This window comes from Streptomyces gilvus (assembly GCF_022513565.1).
Classification (GTDB): Bacteria; Actinomycetota; Actinomycetes; order Streptomycetales; family Streptomycetaceae; genus Streptomyces; species Streptomyces gilvus.
In genome coordinates this window covers 87,112-102,080 of record NZ_JAKWBE010000002.1, presented here as the reverse complement: position 1 = coordinate 102,080, position 14,969 = coordinate 87,112, and the positions used below count along the sequence as shown (strand labels likewise).

The window sequence follows — 14,969 nt, the reverse complement described above, 5'->3', positions numbered from 1 at the left end:
CGTGAATATCGTCGTATTCGGCGCGAACGGACCGACCGGCCGGCAGGTGACCGGGCGAGCGCTCACCGAAGGGCACACCGTCACCGCGGTCACCCGGCACCCCGCGGACTTCCCGCTGCGTCATCCGTCCGTGCGGGTCCTCGGCGCGGACGTGCTCGACCCCGTCGCCGTCGAACGGTCGGTCGAGGGGCAGGAGGCGGTGATCTCGGTGCTCGGGACGCCGTACACCCGTGGTCCGGTCAGCGTGTACTCGGACGGCATCACCCACATCACCCGGGCCATGACGAAGCACGGCGTCCGGCGCCTGGTCTGCGTGAGCTCGACCGTGCTCTTCGACGTGCCCGCGCCCGGCGAGACCTTCTTCTTTCGCACGGTGCTCGAACCCCTCATCGCGCGCACCGTCGGACGCACGGTGTACGACGACATGCGGCGCATGGAGCGGATCGTGTGCGACAGCGACCGCACCTGGACGGTCCTGAGGCCTGCGGGCCTCTTCGACGCGGAAACCGTCAGCGACTACCGGGTCGCCACCTCCCGCCTGCCCGGCCGGTTCACCTCACGCGCGGACCTGGGCGACGCGCTCCTGCGTGAGGCGACCGGTGACCTTCATCCGCGCGCATTCGTCGATGTCCGCACCACGGAAGGCGTTCCCGGCATTTTCGAGGTGATCAGGAAGGAGGCGTTCGGCGGCGGGAAATGAATCCGGGCAACGAAAGTATGCGCCTGCAAATTTTGTGCGCTTTCCCACTTCGCGTCGCTCATGAAAGCCCCCGGTGGCACGGGCTCAACCTCCTTACTCACTGATGCAATCAAGCCGCAGTCGAATACTTGCTGATCATTATGACCAGGAATTTCGTTGGCAAAGTGCTGTGAGTTGTCCAGAAGGCCGCTGTTAACGTCTCTGGCGCCCGATCCGGAACGCAAGGAGCAGGCCTGTGCCTTCGAGGAACCCGATACAGTCACCGCATACCGCACGGCGTGATCACGCCAGACGTCGAGCCCGGTCGAAGTGGTCGCTCGCCGTCATCGGGGGGCCGGTGATCCTGGCCGTCGTGGCCGGATCGGTGTTCGCCGCGGGCGCCGGCCACCACCAGCAGGCACAGGCCGATACGAAGACGGCCGCACAGCCGGCGCAGGACGCCGCGCCCGATCCGAACTGCACGCTGGTGGTGCCCAGCCACCCGCTCACCGCCCGAGGCCTGGCCACGCCCTACAAGCTCGTCGCCACGGACCCCGGCAAGGGCCCCTGCCACGAGGCCAATCCCGACCAGGCGGCGTTCGTCGAAGCGGCCATCGTGACCAGAAGCGGCAAACTGACCGTCTATGACCCGCTGGTGATCGACAAGGGAACGAAGCCGGCCGCACCCACCGTCCGGCCCACCGTGCCGAAGGGATCGACGGTCGGCGTGTGGTTCGGCTTCAACGGCGACCAGCTCACCCTCAAGTCGAGCGGCGGCAGCCTCGCCGAGGGCAGGTGCGTCAACGGCGTGCCCGGATCCGTCTTCGGCCAGTTCGCCTACTGCAACGCCCCCGCCTTCTTCCGCGCCGCCAACGCCCAGACCGCCAAGAAACACCTCGCAGTCCCCGCGCTCGGGACCGCCAGGGACGGGCGGCCCTGTCCGACCACCCGGGACTTCTCGGTCGTGGACCAGGACGGAAGCGACAACGTGGTCACCCACTACCTCGCCGACGCACAGGGCCGCATAGCCCAGAACAACGCCGCGAGCAGGGCGGCCCTGCGCAAGGCCGCGCACGGCAACGCGGGCTCGGGCGGCGCGTCGTTCACGGACCTGACCAACGGCAGCGACAACCTCCTGCTGACCCACTTCATCGACCCGGCTCTGGGCTGCACCCCCTTCACCGCGCCCAACCAGTCCAGCGACGGCCAGGCCTCCTCGGCCCTGCCCCTGGACGAGCTGTCCGCCGCGGCCCGTCAGCGGGCCCCGATCGCGCTCGTCCCGCAGAACGACCCCATGACCCTCGTCGACGACCGCACCAGCGTCCGCAAGACCGACCTCTACCGCGCCGGCGTCGACATGCCCCCGGTCGGCCCCGGCCACGGCGGAGACGGAAAGGCCTTCTGCAGCACCCTCTTCGGCGACGCCGCCGGAGTCCAGCGTGTCTTCAAGGACAAGGCGTTCTTCACCAACGCGCCCTCACCCGACCCCGCAACGGCCCCCAACCTGTTCGGATTCCTGGCCTCACGGGCGAACCAGTCCTTCACCAACCTCGGCTGCGACCGGCTCCTCGGCGTCGCGAACCCCGTCGGTCTCACGACGGACGCGGGCGGTCTGGTGACCGACGCCGTGCTCGTGCCGCTCGGCCAGACGCCGCCGTCGTCCAGTCCCGCGAACAGTGCGTCCCCGACCGTGGCACCGAGCACCGCGTCACCTTCGGCGAGCCAGGCCCCGGCGACACCGGTCACGAACACTCCCACCTCCTCACCGACACCCACCGCCAACGACAGCTCGTCTCCGCCGAGTTCGACGCCCCCGAGCACTTCGCTCACCTCCGTGACGCCATCTTCATCGGTGAACGTTCAATAGTTGTACGGTCGCCGTTCCCGCACAGGGTGCCGGGGGTTTCCCCCGGGAACCGCAGTGCGCGAAGAGCCGTCGATACCGGTCACCTGCCGGTACGGCGGCTCGACGCGTTCTCGCCAGGGGGCGGGCTGACACGCCGGGGATCCACGAGGCCGGTGTTTCGGAGGAAGGTAATGTGTTCGAGGCTCGAACGGCCCCGCGCGGGACCCGGGTTGGGGATCGCGAAGGGCGTGTCGTCCGTCTGAGCCGCCTGCACGCGACCTCTGAACATGGAGTTGATGAACGTGTCGACCGGCGGCAGACAGCTGCGGAGCCGGGCCGTGTCAGCGGCCCTCGTCTGTGCGATCACCCTGTTACCGAGCCCGAGTTACGCGGCCCCGAATGAACCCGACCCCCAGAACGACAAGTCGATCGAGGACATCCACACCGAACTGAACGCCCTCTACCGCGCGGCGGAGGTGGCCACCGAGGCCTACAACACCGCCGACCAGAAGGCCACCGAGCAGGCGAAGCGGCTGACCTCGCTCCGCAGAAACCTGGCCCGCACGGAGAGCCGGGTCGACGATCTGCACGACCTCGCCGGCGCGGCCGCCCGGACCCAGTACCGCGGGGGAGACCTGGACGCCACGGGCATCCAGCTCCTGCTCGGCGACCACCCCGACCGGGCCCTGGACGAGGCGTCCCAGGCCCGCCAGGCCATGCGGAACCTGGTCAACGTCTCCGAGAGCCAGGAAACCGCCCGAGCCGAGTTGACCCGGCAGACCGACGCCGCCGCGCGGAAACTGCGGGAGCTGAAGCACAGCCGCGCCGACCAGGCCGCCGCCCAGCGGAAGATCGAGGAGAAGATCGCCGCGGCCGAGCGGATCGAGGCGGGACTGAAGAAGGAACAGACCCGCAGACTCGCCCAGTTGGAGAAGGAGGAGACGCAGAAGGCCAAGTCCGAGTGGACGGGCCCCGATGCCTCCGGCGGCAGGACCAGGGCGACGGGAGCGGCCGCGAAGGCGGTCGACTTCGCGATGGCGCAGATCGGCAAACCGTACGTGTGGGGCGCCGTCGGCCCGTCCTCGTACGACTGCTCGGGACTGACCTCCACGGCGTGGGCGGCCGCCGGGCACCCCATACCCCGTACCTCGCAGGCGCAGTGGCAGGGACTGACCCGGGTCAGCCTCTCGTCCGCGCGCCCCGGAGACCTGATCATCTACTTCAGCGACGCCACCCACGTGGGCATGTACATCGGGGGCGGGCAGATCGTCCACGCCCCGCGGCCCGGACGCACGGTCACGACCGCGCCGGCCGCGTCCATGCCCGTCCTCGGTGTCGTGCGCCCCGGAGCCTGAGCGGATGTCCCACTCACCTACACCCCGTGACCAGGGAAACCTGCCCGCGCTCGGCGCACCCCCGCTGATCCGTCTCGACGCCTATGTGGCCGAGGACGGGTCGACGGTGGTCAACGGCCATCTGCTGGAGATGGCCGGCACCCGACAGCCCAACGAGGCGATCCTCGACGCCATCGCCATGTTCGCCCGCACACTGGGGGCCCCGGTGGCGGCCACGGTCATCGACCGCACCGTGCAACAGGTGGCACGTCTTCGGGTGTACCCCGACGGCTCGAGCCGGACCATCGGCGACGAGGAGGACCTGCCGCCGGGGCGCGAGCGCACCGCCGCGGAGGAGGAGGCGTTCCCCCCGCTGGCCCGGGTCGAGCGGATCATCCAGCACGCGCAGCGCGAGGAGATGCACGCGGCGTACGTCCTCGCCAGGGCGCTGCGGGAGCACCTCACGCTGCGCAGGGGAGCGGAGGACGACCTCTCGCTGGAGGCACGGGCGATCGAGGCCTACCTCGCCTATCTGCGGGGCGACTACATGCTCTCCACCGTCCTGGCACTGACCGTCGCCCGCATCCGCTGCCGCACCGACCTCAACCGGGCGGCGCCCGAGGTGGCCCGCGCCACAGCGGCCTGGCAACGGCTGGATGACGACCGTCAGGTGGCCACCCGGGGGCAGGAACTGCTCCACATGTGGGAGAGGCTGTCCGCCGAGGGGCTGCTGCTCGAACCGTCCCACCAGGCCATGGCACAGGCGGTGCGGAGCCGGCTCGAACGAGGCAGCCAGTCCGTTCCGCCCCCGGCCTCGGCCCCGGCCCTGACCGCGGCCCGGGGACCGCTCGCCCCCGAGGACAAGCCCCTCAAGCCCACGCGACGGGGCCTACGGCGTTTCACCCGCCGGGCCGGCCGGTCCCCGGAGTCCTCGCCCTAGATGTGTTCTCCCGGGACGTTGGTGACACGCGTGCCAGGTGAACCGGACGCCGTCGGCCCGCCGGGCCGACGGCGGGGCGAGGTCAGCGACCCGGTGAGCTCGGTGCGGTTGCGGCGCCGAGTTGCCGAAGCTGCGTGAGGACGTCGACCACGCCCCGGATCTCGGCGATGCGTCCGCCGGCGAAGCGGAAGATGAAGATCTCGCTGTAGGTGACGGTCCTGCCGGTGGGCGCCAGGCCCTGATAGGGGCCGAGGTGGGTCCCGGTCACCGTGTTCCGGGCGACGACCTTGTCGCCCTGCGCGACCGTCTCCTCCAGCGCCACGTGGATGTCGGGATACGCGCATAGAAGCACCTCCCACACCCGCTTCAGGGCCTGCGCCCCCGTCACGTCCATCGGCACCGGTGTGTGGAAGTCCACGTCGGGCGCGACGAACTCGTCGATGGCCTGGGCGATCGTGCCCGGGTCGTGGCTGTTGACCGCCACGTGGAATCGGTCGAGCAGTGCCCTGTTGTTCTCTGTCCCGGTCACCGGCATGGCTGTCTCCTTCGCACTGGGTCGGACGGTGTCCCGGCACTACGACGAGACAGCCGCCCAGGGTGTGACAAGGCGACCGGACGGGGCACGCGAATGCTGGGGTGTCCGCCGAGGGGCGGGCCGCCCACGACGGGGGTGGGAGGGCACATGGACGTCCTGGCCCGACTGGACCGATATCAGCGACGCCACCGACGGGCGGGCATGCCGCTCGCGGTCGTGTACAAGTTCTTCGACTCCCAAGCCGTCCAGCACGCCCTGAACAAGCTCTTCGCGGTGCCGCGCCACGCCCGGCCCGACCCGCTGCGCTCGCGCCTGAGAGGCCTGTACTTCCTCCTGCTGCTCGCGGCCGGACTCGGCGTGACCACGGCGCTGTCGGCCGCGGAATCCGCGACCGGCGCCTTCGGCACCGGTCCGGCGATCGGCCTGCGTGTCGCCGTCAGCGTGGCGGGCATCGTCGTCGACGCCGCGCTGCTCCTGCTGAGCTTCCGTCTCATGACCCGGCGCCGACTGCCGCTGCGCTCGCTGCGCGGCCCGGCTCTGGCAGCGGCCTGCGCCTGGCAGGCCCTGCAGTGGGGAGGCTCGTACTACATCGGGCATGTGCTGCGGGGTGCCACGGCCACGTACGGCATGTTCGGGATCGTCCTCGGACTGCTCGCCTGGATCTACCTGGCCGCGGTCGTCTACCTGGCCACGGCGGAGGTCATCGCCGTGCGACATCTGCGGCTGTGGCCGCGCAGTCTGATGACGCCCTTCACCGACCACGTCCACCTAGCGGCCGGTGACCTGCGCGCCTACCGGTTCTACGCGAACGCCGAGTCGTTCAAGGGATTCGAGAAGATCTCCGTCCGTTTCGGTGAACCCCCGCCACCGCCCATGGGCCACAAGGAACCGCTCTGAACCGCTCTGAACCGGCCGGGATCTTGGCCGTGAACCGGGGTAGTCGAGGGGGGACCGAGGGAGGAACGCCATGACGACGTACGTCATCTCGGTGCCGGGGACGTTCACCGGCGCAGCAGGCCAGGAGACGGAGACACAGAGCGAGCTGGCCCGGGCCCTGCGGCCGGTGGACCCGCACCAGACCCATATGGGGAACGAGGAGGATCTCGACGCCCTCACCGTCAACGACGACGGCACTTTCACCGTCCGGCTCAGGATCGACGCGGACAGCGCTCCCGAGGCCGAACGGGCGGCCCGCCGTTACGCGGAGTCCGCCCTGAACGCCGTGGGCCTGGACGAGGGCAGCGCCCCGCTGGGTCCGGCAGCCGTCACGGGCATCGACTCCGACGGCTGAGCGCTGACCGGCCGAGCCGTCGGCCGCCCCGGGGCCTTGGGTTCTCGCCGCCGAGAACCACCTCGGAAGACATCGCGGGGACGACGGATCTTCACACCGCGGTCATCTTCGTTGCGATCGCAGACGAGGTGCGTGTGACACGCGTGATCAGGTGCAACAGCGGTGTGTGCGGCGGCCTCATTCCTCGCGCCGCATTCGCTGCCGCGAAAAGCACGGCCCGGAAGAAGGTGACAGCGTGGCCGAGGCCCTCCCCGACGAAGCGTCCGAAGCGGGTCCGGTGACAAGGCGGAAGGCGGGCGCGGGCTGAGCCGCGTATGCGCTGAACCGGAGAAGGGCCCTGCCGCACCACGGGGGAACGGTGCGGCAAGGCCATGCCACCCGGTTGCCCGGCACGGCCGACCTCATGCACGCCGGCGGTCAACTCGCGGGCCGCATCACCGGAAGGCCGCGATGGTGCCGGCCGCCCACTGGGCGAAGGTCCGGGGCGGGCGGCCCAGGAGCCGCTCGACGTCCGGGCTGACCCGGCGCAGTGCCGCTGAGGGTGCGCCGAGGATGTCGAGGGTGCGTTCCACGACGGGTTCGGGCATGAACCGCACCATCGCCGCCCTGGCCTCCGCCCGGCTCTGCTCGACGAAGCGCACGGGCTCGCCCAACGCGTCCCCGATCGCGGCGGCTTGCTCGCGGGGCGAGATCGCCGCCGGTCCGGTCAGCTCGTAGACCCTGCCCGCGTGCGTGGCATCGCGCAGCGCGACGGCGGCGACCGAGGCGATGTCGCCCGGGTCGACGGTCGGCAGCGCGACATCCCCGAACGGCGCCGTCACCGTCCGCCGCCCGCGCACCGCCTCCGCCCACTGCAGGGTGTTGGAGTGGAAGCTCCCCGGCCGCAGGACGGTCCACTCCAGGCCCGACTGCCGGACGGCGTCCTCCATTTCGGAGGGAAGTTCTCCCGTGCCCACGGCCTGCGAGGACAGCAGGACGATCCGCTGAACGCCACCGTCGTGCACGGCAGTCAGGACACCGCCGAGGTCGCCGTCGGCCGCCATGAAGTCGCCGGAGGTGAGCAGGAACAGTGTCTTGGCTCCGTCGAGGGCGGGCTTGAGGTTCCGCGGCTCGGTCAGGTCCGCCTGATGATGCCGTACCCCGTCCGGCAGAGGTGCGGGCGGGATCCGGCGGGACACCGCCGTCACCCGCTCACCCGCCGCGGCGAGGGCCCGCACAAGTGGCCGTCCGACATTACCCGTTGCGCCGGTCACCACGATCATGTTCTCTCCCGTTCCGAGTCCTTGAGGTGCACGGCGACGCTACTATCGCGAAGTCAGTAGGTACCTAGAGGAAAGTATTGGGTCGAGGGGGCGGATGTGACCGAGAGCACAACGGGACAAGGCCGGGCGGAGGTCTCGCCGAACAGCGCGTGTCCGATCGCGCCGGTGGTCGACCTGGTCTTCAGCCGGTGGACCACCCCGATCCTGTGGACCCTCAACGAGTACGGCCGGCAGCGGTTCGTGGAGCTGGAACGCCGGATCGCCACCATCTCGCCCAAGGTGCTCACCCAGCGGCTGCGGCAACTGGAGCGCGACGGGCTCGTCCTGAGGACCTATCACGCCGAGGTACCGCCCCGGGTGGAGTACGAGATCTCCGAACTCGGCCGCAGCCTGGCGCCGTTGTTCGCGACCCTCGCCGAGTGGTCGCCCAACCTGGACCACGTCGAGCGGGCCCGCCGGGCCTACGACGCCAGGCGGTAAGCGCAGGCCGGGGCGTCGTCCGGCTTTTTCACCAAGGTATTTGCCAACTCCTGACTCAGAAAGTCGTGTTGGCCTCGTTGACATGCCGCAAGCGCAGGCGTTTCACTCGACACTCGTGAATGGCAACGTTGTCAGGCCGGGTGACCGGAACGTTGCCTGTCGCCGGCGCCGCGCCCTCGCGGCGCCGGCGATCGATGTGCGAGCACGAACTGCTGCGGAGGCAACCGATGGTGAGACCCCGACGTTCAGCTGCACCACGCGACCGAAGAAGACTCCGCCAACGGATGGCGGTTCTCTGTGTCCTGGGCATGGCGGCCCTCCCGCTCACGGCCCTGGAGAGCGCCCAGGCCGCGAGCACCGCGACGCCGGCCTTCGTGAAGGATCCCGCGTCCCTGGTCAACCCCCTGATCGGCACGTCCGGTGCCGTGGACACCTTCCCCGGCCCCGACATGCCGGCCGGCATGGTGCAGTGGGGCCCCGACACGACGCCCCACCGCCCTGACGGCGGCGGCTACGAGTACAACGACAGCAAGATCTCCGGCTACAGCCTCACCCATGTCTCCGGCCCCGGCTGCCCCGTCGCGGGCGACCTGCCGATCCTGCCGGTGACCGGCGCTCTGTCGGGCAGCCTGGGCGACACCTCCGTCGGCTTCAGCCACAGCGACGAGCAGGCGGGCATCGGCTACTACCGCGTCACCGACGCGAGCGGCGTCAAGACCGAACTGACCGACACCACCCGGGCCGGCCTGGGCCGCTTCACCTTCCCGGCCGGCCGGCAGGCGAACCTGCTGTTCAAGCTCAGCGGCGGTGCCACCCAGGTGGACGGAACCCGCGTCCAGGTGGTGAGCGACAAGGAGATCAGCGGCGCGATCGACAGCGGTCACTTCTGCGGCGCCGACAACAGGTACACGCTGCACTTCGACATCAAGTTCGACCAGCCGTTCACCGAGAGCGGCACCTGGGTCGGCGGCACCATCAACCCCGACGCGAAGTCGCTCAAGGCGGGCAAGGTCCGGCAGGCCCCGCAGGCGGCCAGGACCGCACCGCTGAAGGAGAAGCACTTCACCGTCCCGGCGAGGCCCGCCCCCACCCTGCACGGGAGCACCGCCAAGACGTCCGGCACGCCGTCCCCGACGCCCAGTGCCGGCACCGCCCCGCGCTCCTCGGCCACGGCCGACGCCGCCCAGCCCCCCACCACGGGCGCGAACGGCATGTACCTCACCTTCGACACCTCCGCCAACCCCACGGTGAACGCCAAGGTCGGCATCTCGTACACGAGTGACGCCAACGCGGCGTCCAACCTCTCCTCCGAGATCAGGACCTGGAACCTCGACACCGTCGAACAGGCCAACCACAAGGCCTGGAACACCGTGCTGAACAAGCTTCAGATCGGCGGCGGCACCTCCGACCAGCAGACGCAGTTCTACACCGCGCTCTATCACGCGCTGCTGCATCCGAACGTCTTCTCGGACGCCAACGGCCAGTACATGGGCATGGACAACCAGATCCACAAGCTGGCCAAGGGCCTGCAGGCCCAGTACGCCAACTACTCCGGCTGGGACACCTACCGCTCCCAGACCCAGCTGATGGCGATGGTCGAGCCCAAGGTCGCCAGCGACGTCGTCACCTCGATGCTGAACGGCTACGACCAGACGGGGCTGCTGCCCAAGTGGGCCTCGAACAACGGCGAGAGCTATGTGATGGTCGGTGACCCGGCCGCCGGCATCATCACCGACGCGTACGCGTTCGGCGCCACGGACTTCGACACGAGCAAAGCCCTCGCCGCCCTCCAGCACGAGGCCACCGTCCCCAACAACGACCGCCCGGGGGAGTCGGTACGGGACGCCAAGGGCTATCTCCCGCTGGACGAGAACGACTACGGCTGCTGCAACTTCTACGGCCCGGTCTCCACGCAGCTGGAGTACGACTCGGCCGACTACGCGCTGGCCGCGTTCGCCAAGTCCCTGGGCAAGACGGACGTCTACACGAAGTTCGCCACCCGCGCCCAGGACTGGATGAACGTCTTCAACCCGCAGACCGGCTACGTGCAGGCGAAGAACAAGGACGGCCAGTTCGCGGGCGGCTTCACCCCCGGCACCTCCAACGGCTTCGTGGAGGGCACGTCCGCCCAGTACACGCCGATGGTCCCCTTCAACCTCAAGCAGCTCATCCAGGCACGCGGCGGCGCCCAGGCGTACTCGTCCTACCTGGACAGCCTGCTCGACAACATCACCAACCCCGGCAACACCGACGCCGACCTCAGCAACGAGCCCAGCGTGGAGATCCCCTGGGAGTACGACTACACGGGCCAGCCGTGGAAGACGCAGGCGGCCGTCCGCCAGGCCCAGCAGGATCTGTACTTCAACGCCCCCGTCGGCTCCTTCGGCAACGACGACCTCGGCGCCATGAGCTCCTGGTACGTCTGGTCCGAGCTCGGCATGTACCCCGAGACCCCGGGCACGGACACCCTGGCCCTCGGCAGCCCGGTCTTCCCGGTGGCCCAGGCGACCCTCGCGGGCGGCAGGACCGTGCGGATCAACGCACCGCAGGCCGCGCCGAACGCGCCCTACGTGCAGTCCCTGAACGTCAAGGGCAAGGCATGGAAGAACGCCTGGCTGACGTACGGACAGTTCAAGGGAGCGGGCAGCCTCGACTTCACGCTCGGCACCCAGCCCAACACCTCCTGGGCCTCCGACCCGTCGGCGGCACCGCCGTCGGACACCACGGGCGGCAACCGGGTGCTCGCCGCGACCGGCCCCTCCAGCGACGGCCTGGTGCTCCAGCCCGGCGCGTCCGGTGACGCCACGCTGGATCTGACCAACCTCGGCAGCCAGGCCGTCACGGTCGACTGGAAGGCGACGGCGCCCACCGGCGTCACCGCGGACCCGGTGTCCGGTTCACTGACCGTGCCCGCCGCGGGCAGCGCCGAGACAAAGGTCCATGTGACGGCGGGCACGAGCGAGGGGACCTACCCGGTCACCTTCGCGCTGACCGACCACGGCACCGGCGCGACGGTGGGCGGGGCGACCCTCCGCGTGGCCGTCGCCAAGGCCGGCGCGCTGTGGCCGTACAACACCAACGAGGGCGTCTATCCCGACGGGGCCACCTTCTCGGGCGGCTTCGACAACGGCGGCTGGGCGTACTCCCAGAACGCGCTGTCGGCGGCCGGCGTCACGAGCGGCTCGACCCTCACCGTCGACGGCATCTCCTACACCTGGCCGACGGTGGCCTCCGGTCAGCTGGACAACCTGGAGATGGCCGGACAGACCATCCCGATGCCCGCCGGTACGTCAGGTGCCTCGCTGGGTCTGCTGGGCGCGGCGACCAACGCGCCGACCGACGGTGTCTCCGGCACCGTGACCGTCACCTACACCGACGGCACCTCGTCGAAGGCGACGGTCGGCTTCTCCGACTGGACGCTCAACGGCGGCTCCAGCAAGCCGATCGCGGGAGACACCACGGCCGTCACGACGGCCTACCGCGACACCGGCAGCGGAGGCCGGGACGGTGTGAAGACCTACGTCTTCGCCACGAAGGTCGCGCTGGATCCGTCGAAGCAGGTGGCGTCGATCACGCTGCCGGTGACGGGTTCGACGGGCACCGACCACCTGTTCGCCTACGGCTTCGGACAGTAGGGGCACCGCCGATACCCGTCATGCCGAGCCGGTTCCCGGACACCCGGGAACCGGCCCGGCCGGGCGCGCTTCCGGCGCGTCTCACGGCTCGTCGACGGTGTCCGTGGGCGCTCGAAAGCAGGCGACGACCGACTTGCCGTGACGGCAGGGCCGGAACTCCCACTCGTCGGCCAGGGCGTCCACGAGGAACATGCCGCGTCCGCCCACGCGCTCGGTGCTCGCGCTGCGGGGCGTCGGCGGATCGCTGGAACCGTCATGAACGCTGATGTGCAGACACTGTTCGTCCCAGGTCATGACCAACTGGGCGTTGCTGTGCGCGTGCACGTGCGCGTTGGTGACCAGCTCGGAGACCGTCAGCAGCACGGCGTCCACCGTCTCCGGGGCGGAGGCGGTCCACCCCAGGGTCCTGAGGTGATCGCGTGCCCAGTCCCGGGCGGCCTTCACTTCGCTGGACATGGGCAGCGAGCGGGCCCAGCCCACTGCTCGCAGCGAGGAACCTTCCACCGTTGCCCTCCCTCTTTCCTCGGGGTGTGCGCCATGTACGTCCGTCCGGAGGGGATCGCGCCGAACCCGGTCAACGGTGGCCACGGAGCCTGCCCAGCAGGCGCTGCGCCTGGGCCCGTCGGCGCGGATCGGCGGCGGCCCGCCGTGCCTGTTCGGTCATGCGTCGGCCCTGAGGGCTCCTGGCGAACTGTTTGATGCGCTCCATCATGCCGGGCATGACGCTCCTTCCCGCGGGGGGCTTGTCCCTTTCTGTCGGCTCGGTTACCCCCGACGAGGCCGGTCAGCCCTGGCCCTCGGCGACCCGGCCGGGACCGCTGGGCGAGACGCAAGGTGCAGGGCGGGCCGGCCGGGGTACTGGGCGCCGCATGGCGATGCACACTGAGTCCTTCACCCCCTTGCCGGTCGCCCGGCAGTTGCGGCGCATGCGGACCCTCTACGCGGCGGGCGTGATGCTGTGGGCGGCTTCGAGTGCCTGGACCGGGTGGGTGTCTCCCGGCAGCCGGCCGATGTGGACGTCCTTGCTGCTGCTGGCGGTCTTCACCGGGCTTCTCGCGACGGCCGGCTGGTGGCTGCGGCGTGTGGAGTCCGCCGAGCCGGCATCCCGCGGCGGCTCCTTCTCAGAGACCGGTCCGCTGCGGGGAACTGACGAACCGTGATGCGGGAGAGATGTTTGTTCAGACGTGGACGGTGCACACGGAGAGCTGACACAACCTTTACATGCGACGAAGTGGAGACGCACTGTGGGCATCATCGCGTGGATCCTCATCGGCCTGCTCGCCGGCGCCATTGCCAAGGCCCTGTTGCCGGGCAAGGACCCGGGGGGCGTCATCGTCACCATGCTCATCGGCATCGTGGGCGGCCTGTTGGGCGGCTGGCTCGGCAAGGTGATCTTCGGGGTGGACTCCATCGACGGATTCTTCGACCTCTCCACCTGGGTCGCCGCGATCGTCGGCTCCCTGATCCTGCTGGTCCTCTACCGCCTCGTCACGGGCAACCGGCATTCGCACCGTCACGCCTGACGCGCCGGTGACGTCCGCGTCCGGGCGCAGCGCGACGGCTCCTTCCCTTGACGAAAGGGCGGGAGTTGTCGCGTTTTTGACATGAGATCCAGAGTTGGGCATCTTTGATGCTTTTACGTTCAATGGATCGCCGGGGCGAAGTAGAGTGCCCTCACGGCGTCTTGACCCTCGGGTTGACGATCGGGGCGAGTTTTGCTGCCCAACGCTGTGAAGATGTGCGGAGAAAGGGGCGTATATGAGCGCCTGTCTGTGTCCTCCCGCTGTGGTGCACGGCGAACACGCCGTGGCGACCGATCAGATCCTGGCTGAGGTGCGCGGCCGACATCCGCACGCGCCCTGGCTGTCGCGCATCGACGGCATCGCCGCGAGCACAGGGATCACCTCCCGCGGATGGATGCTGCCGCTGGAGAGGGCCACCGCGCCCAGCCGCGGAAGCGGCCTGCGGACACCGGGGGTTGGGCCGGCCCGTGAAGCACTGGCCCGCGACGGGTTCAGCGACCGGGAAGTGAACCGGGTCATCGCCGCCCTGGAGGCGATACCCGCGCAGCAGACCGTCCAGGAGCGCACCGCACCGGCCTGGGCGGCGGTGCAGGACTACGGCGAGCGGGCGGCCCGCGAGGCCCTGGAGATCGCCGGACTGGAACCCGCCGACGTCGACTGCCTGATCACCAGCAACTCCACCACGCCGGCCCTGCCGGGGCTCGACCTGTCGTTGCTCAACCGCCTCCCGCTGCGCAGGGACGTGTTGCTGCTGCCGGCCACCCAGTGGGCCTGCATCGCCGGGACCCGATCGCTGGCGCTGGCCGCCGATCTCGTCGCCGCGGACCCCGACCGGGTGGTGCTGGTGGTGATATCGGAGGCGCTGAGCACCACCTACCAGCCGGCCGACGACACGCTGGAATCCCTCATCGTCCGGCTGCTGTTCGCGGACACGGCCGTTGCCACGGTGGTCACCGGCCACCCCAGAGCAGAATCGATCCTGCGGCTGGATGCGGCCTGGCACCACACCCTGCCCGGGACCACGGACCTGCACCGCCTGGACACCCGGGCCGACGGGACCCACTTCGTCATGGACCGCCGTGGACCGCGTGCCGTCCAGGAGACGGTCGCCGCGATGTGGGCATGGCTGCGCGAACGCCACCAGGACGACCGGCACCCGTGGCACCCCGATCTCCTGCTCGCCCATCCGGGCGGGACGCGGGTGCTGGAGTACATGGAACAGACGATGCCCGACGGATGGCCCGGGGGACTGCTGGCCCACAGCCGGGCCGGCTACACCACGGGCAACCGCGGCGGCGCGGCCGTACTCGACATCCTGCGGCGCGCGTACGACGCCGGGCAGAAACCCGGCAGTCGTACCGTGCTGTACGCGGCCGCGCCCGGACTGACCGCCACGGCCGTGGAGGGGGAGTGGCTGTGAGGCGCTGAGTCTGACCCGCCCGGC

15 protein-coding genes are annotated in these 14,969 nt (G+C 70.1%); 11 read left to right on the top strand and 4 right to left on the bottom strand.

Going from position 1 to position 14,969, the window contains the following annotated elements:
- Position 1: 1 nt before the first annotated feature.
- The 4 genes from MKW14_RS04630 to MKW14_RS04615 all read left to right on the top strand — a co-directional run bounded on the left by MKW14_RS04630 (position 2) and on the right by MKW14_RS04615 (position 4,799).
- Positions 2 to 700 carry an NAD(P)-dependent oxidoreductase gene (locus tag MKW14_RS04630; protein ID WP_240859071.1) on the top strand — a complete coding sequence of 233 codons (699 nt, stop codon included), beginning with the start codon at positions 2 to 4 and terminating at the stop codon, positions 698 to 700.
- A 352-nt stretch (positions 701 to 1,052) separates the two neighbouring features.
- Complete coding sequence (locus MKW14_RS04625) at positions 1,053 to 2,546, top strand: hypothetical protein (protein ID WP_240859070.1); 1,494 nt, start codon at positions 1,053 to 1,055, stop codon at positions 2,544 to 2,546.
- 275 nt (positions 2,547 to 2,821) lie between these two features.
- Positions 2,822 to 3,880: a C40 family peptidase gene (locus MKW14_RS04620; protein WP_240859068.1), complete on the top strand. Its 1,059-nt coding sequence runs from the start codon at positions 2,822 to 2,824 to the stop codon at positions 3,878 to 3,880.
- Between the two features lie 4 nt (positions 3,881 to 3,884).
- A complete protein-coding gene (locus MKW14_RS04615) occupies positions 3,885 to 4,799 on the top strand; it encodes a hypothetical protein (protein WP_240859066.1) in 915 nt (304 codons plus the stop codon).
- An 82-nt stretch (positions 4,800 to 4,881) separates the two neighbouring features.
- On the opposite strand, the gene MKW14_RS04610 is transcribed toward MKW14_RS04615, so the two are convergent.
- Positions 4,882 to 5,334 (bottom strand): ester cyclase, encoded by a 453-nt coding sequence (locus MKW14_RS04610; RefSeq protein WP_240859060.1) that lies wholly within the window; start codon positions 5,332 to 5,334, stop codon positions 4,882 to 4,884.
- A gap of 147 nt (positions 5,335 to 5,481) precedes the next feature.
- Here MKW14_RS04610 and MKW14_RS04605 point away from each other — a divergent pair, with 147 nt between their 5' ends.
- Together MKW14_RS04605 and MKW14_RS04600 are read left to right on the top strand one after the other, a co-directional pair.
- Complete coding sequence (locus MKW14_RS04605) at positions 5,482 to 6,231, top strand: YhjD/YihY/BrkB family envelope integrity protein (RefSeq protein WP_240859058.1); 750 nt, start codon at positions 5,482 to 5,484, stop codon at positions 6,229 to 6,231.
- Between the two features lie 70 nt (positions 6,232 to 6,301).
- Positions 6,302 to 6,625 carry a hypothetical protein gene (locus MKW14_RS04600; protein ID WP_240859056.1) on the top strand — a complete coding sequence of 108 codons (324 nt, stop codon included), beginning with the start codon at positions 6,302 to 6,304 and terminating at the stop codon, positions 6,623 to 6,625.
- Between the two features lie 434 nt (positions 6,626 to 7,059).
- Here the strand turns inward: MKW14_RS04600 and MKW14_RS04595 are convergent, their stop codons facing one another.
- Complete coding sequence (locus tag MKW14_RS04595) at positions 7,060 to 7,887, bottom strand: NAD(P)H-binding protein (RefSeq protein ID WP_240859054.1); 828 nt, start codon at positions 7,885 to 7,887, stop codon at positions 7,060 to 7,062.
- A gap of 96 nt (positions 7,888 to 7,983) precedes the next feature.
- On the opposite strand from MKW14_RS04595, the gene MKW14_RS04590 reads away from it, so the two are divergent.
- Entirely contained in the window at positions 7,984 to 8,367 is a 384-nt protein-coding gene (locus MKW14_RS04590; protein WP_240859052.1) for a winged helix-turn-helix transcriptional regulator, read from the top strand.
- Positions 8,368 to 8,651: 284 nt separating this feature from the next.
- A complete protein-coding gene (locus tag MKW14_RS04585) occupies positions 8,652 to 12,002 on the top strand; it encodes a lectin (RefSeq protein ID WP_240859051.1) in 3,351 nt (1,116 codons plus the stop codon).
- An 81-nt stretch (positions 12,003 to 12,083) separates the two neighbouring features.
- On the opposite strand, the gene MKW14_RS04580 is transcribed toward MKW14_RS04585, so the two are convergent.
- Positions 12,084 to 12,506, bottom strand: coding sequence for an ATP-binding protein (locus tag MKW14_RS04580; protein WP_240859049.1), 423 nt, complete (start codon positions 12,504 to 12,506; stop codon positions 12,084 to 12,086).
- 70 nt (positions 12,507 to 12,576) lie between these two features.
- On the bottom strand, positions 12,577 to 12,723 hold the full coding sequence (locus MKW14_RS04575) for a hypothetical protein (RefSeq protein ID WP_240859047.1): 147 nt from the start codon (positions 12,721 to 12,723) through the stop codon (positions 12,577 to 12,579).
- A gap of 148 nt (positions 12,724 to 12,871) precedes the next feature.
- Between MKW14_RS04575 and MKW14_RS04570 the strand changes: the two genes are divergently transcribed.
- The 3 genes from MKW14_RS04570 to MKW14_RS04560 all read left to right on the top strand — a co-directional run bounded on the left by MKW14_RS04570 (position 12,872) and on the right by MKW14_RS04560 (position 14,945).
- Complete coding sequence (locus tag MKW14_RS04570) at positions 12,872 to 13,162, top strand: hypothetical protein (protein ID WP_240859045.1); 291 nt, start codon at positions 12,872 to 12,874, stop codon at positions 13,160 to 13,162.
- A gap of 84 nt (positions 13,163 to 13,246) precedes the next feature.
- Positions 13,247 to 13,525, top strand: coding sequence for a GlsB/YeaQ/YmgE family stress response membrane protein (locus tag MKW14_RS04565; protein ID WP_240859044.1), 279 nt, complete (start codon positions 13,247 to 13,249; stop codon positions 13,523 to 13,525).
- Positions 13,526 to 13,760: 235 nt separating this feature from the next.
- A complete protein-coding gene (locus MKW14_RS04560; protein WP_240859043.1) occupies positions 13,761 to 14,945 on the top strand; it encodes a beta-ketoacyl-[acyl-carrier-protein] synthase family protein in 1,185 nt (394 codons plus the stop codon).
- The last annotated feature ends 24 nt before the right edge of the window (positions 14,946 to 14,969 follow it).

Coding starts and splice junctions, on each gene's coding strand:
- MKW14_RS04600 (WP_240859056.1), top strand. CDS start 6,302: ATGACGACGTACGTCATCTCGGTGCCGGGGACGTTCACCGGCGCAGCA.
- MKW14_RS04620 (WP_240859068.1), top strand. CDS start 2,822: ATGAACGTGTCGACCGGCGGCAGACAGCTGCGGAGCCGGGCCGTGTCA.
- MKW14_RS04560 (WP_240859043.1), top strand. CDS start 13,761: ATGAGCGCCTGTCTGTGTCCTCCCGCTGTGGTGCACGGCGAACACGCC.
- MKW14_RS04605 (WP_240859058.1), top strand. CDS start 5,482: ATGGACGTCCTGGCCCGACTGGACCGATATCAGCGACGCCACCGACGG.
- MKW14_RS04575 (WP_240859047.1), bottom strand. CDS start 12,723: ATGCCCGGCATGATGGAGCGCATCAAACAGTTCGCCAGGAGCCCTCAG.
- MKW14_RS04615 (WP_240859066.1), top strand. CDS start 3,885: ATGTCCCACTCACCTACACCCCGTGACCAGGGAAACCTGCCCGCGCTC.
- MKW14_RS04610 (WP_240859060.1), bottom strand. CDS start 5,334: ATGCCGGTGACCGGGACAGAGAACAACAGGGCACTGCTCGACCGATTC.
- MKW14_RS04570 (WP_240859045.1), top strand. CDS start 12,872: ATGGCGATGCACACTGAGTCCTTCACCCCCTTGCCGGTCGCCCGGCAG.
- MKW14_RS04595 (WP_240859054.1), bottom strand. CDS start 7,887: ATGATCGTGGTGACCGGCGCAACGGGTAATGTCGGACGGCCACTTGTG.
- MKW14_RS04585 (WP_240859051.1), top strand. CDS start 8,652: ATGGCGGTTCTCTGTGTCCTGGGCATGGCGGCCCTCCCGCTCACGGCC.